General features: G+C 52.6%; 2 protein-coding genes. Both read right to left on the bottom strand.

Annotated elements, in window-relative coordinates; genetic code table 11:
* Nucleotides 1-522, bottom strand: a 522-nt coding sequence (locus AC9UEO_RS13660; protein ID WP_509534632.1) for an ATP-binding cassette domain-containing protein, incomplete at its 3' end; no start/stop codon positions are given.
* A complete protein-coding gene (locus AC9UEO_RS13655; protein ID WP_509534629.1) occupies nucleotides 519-1,256 on the bottom strand; it encodes an ABC transporter permease in 738 nt (245 codons plus the stop codon). The genes AC9UEO_RS13655 and AC9UEO_RS13660, both read right to left, overlap by 4 nt.
* Nucleotides 1,257-1,415 lie beyond the last annotated feature (159 nt).

Raw genomic sequence — 1,415 nt, 5'->3', positions numbered from 1 at the left:
CTTAATAAGTTGGTGCACCAAAGCCTCCACTTCCCGCTTGGCGGGCGGGTCCAAACTGGCGGTAGGTTCGTCTAAAAATAACAATTCAGGTTCACGAGCCCAAGCACGTGCCAAGGCCAAGCGCTGTTGCTGCCCGCCCGATAAAGTGGCTGCATTTTGCTGGGTGACGCCCGATAAACCAACCACCGAAAGCGCCTCTAGCGCACGCTGTTTGCAAGCAGCCCAGCCCAGCTGAAGGCTACGGTCTAACCACAAACCAATGGCCACATTGTTCAGGCTGCTGGTGCGCAGCATGTGGGGTCTTTGGAACAACATGGCTTGTCGGCAAGGCGGCAAATTCACAACACCCTGAGAAGGCTGGTGCAGCCCGTTCAAGAGGTGCAGCATGGTGCTTTTGCCAGAGCCGTTGGCACCAATCAAGGCCACTTGCTCGCCCGTAAAAATCTCGAGAGAGATATCTTGCAGCGCTTGAACACCTCCCAAGTTCAGGCTGACGTGACGCACTGACAACAATGCACTCATGCCACCCACCCGCGCAAACTGTTTTGTACTTTGAGTTGTGATTGATCTTGCCAATATCTGAAGAGTGACAGCAGTGCATTCAGGCAACCCACAATGCCCAACAAAATAATTCCAAGCGCCAACGCCAAAGGCAAATCACCTTTGCTGGTTTCAAGTGCAATGGCGGTGGTCATCACCCGCGTAAAACCTTCGATGTTGCCGCCCACAATCATGACGGCGCCCACCTCAGAAATAGCGCGGCCAAAGCAAGCCACCACAATGGTGAGCAAGGCAAATCGTTCGTTCCATGAAAGCAAAATACACCTGAACGCATTGCCAGCACCCAAAGATCGCCATTGCTCGCCATAGGCACTCTCTGCGTCGTCCACCACTTGGCGGCTTAATGCCGCTGCAACGGGCACCACCAGCACCACCTGTGCCAAGACCATGGCTTTGAAACTAAACAACCAACCCAGAAAACCCAGTGGCCCCGTGCGAGACAAAAGCAAATAAATCACCAAACCCACGACCACGGAAGGCAGCGCTAAAAATGTGTTGAGCAGGGTGAGCACCATGCCGCGGCCAGTGAACTTTGCGACGCCCAAAAAACCGCCTAAAGCAATACCTATCAGGCAACCCATGAAGCACGCCGTGGCACTCACCCCTAAGGAGCGGCCAGCAATGGCCCAGAGGCCAGGATCAAAGTCACTGATGAGCTGAAAAGCTGTGGTGGCGCTGTCTAAAAAAGTCTTCATACAAAAAAAGAATTGCGTCGATGCTAAACCTTTTAAATGCCCTGAACTACGCGGGTGTTCAGCTATGAAATGGCGTGCATAGGTTGCTGGGCTTTGAATCAGAATCAAGGCATAAATGAGGCACACTTAAGCGGTGTCAAAAATTGAACTTTCATACCA

Origin of the sequence: Limnohabitans sp. (genome assembly GCF_040401495.1) — a bacterium.
Classification (GTDB): domain Bacteria; phylum Pseudomonadota; class Gammaproteobacteria; order Burkholderiales; family Burkholderiaceae_C; genus Limnohabitans.
Note: the sequence above shows the minus strand (reverse complement) of the source record. Positions and strands in the feature narration are given on the sequence as shown.